This window comes from Monashia sp. HAY1-2A, assembly GCF_056755315.1.
In genome coordinates, this window is sequence record NZ_JBNDHY010000476.1 from 1 (window position 1) to 264 (window position 264).

Below are 264 nucleotides of genomic sequence, written 5' to 3' on the forward strand. Positions count from 1 at the left end.
GTGCTGCAAGGCATTGCCGATCAGGTTTTGCAATAACTGGTCGATCCGTCCGGCGTCCCACACGCCGCTGGTGTCACCGTGCACGGTGAGCCTGGGATCGGATTGCGGTTGACCGGCGCAGGCTTCGGCGATCGCCGCTCGCGCCGCAACGGCCAGATCCATCGGTGCCGGCTCGATCGGCAGGCTACGGCCCAGACGACTGCGCACCAGTTCCAGCAGATCGCTGACCATCGTCGCCATGTGCCGCGCGCCACGCTTGATGTG

General features: G+C 65.9%; 1 protein-coding gene. It reads right to left on the reverse strand.

Annotated features, from left to right (window positions below):
• On the reverse strand, positions 1-240 hold a 240-nt coding region (locus tag ACPYOM_RS22770; RefSeq protein WP_481347706.1), incomplete at its 3' end, for a hypothetical protein.
• Positions 241-264 lie beyond the last annotated feature (24 nt).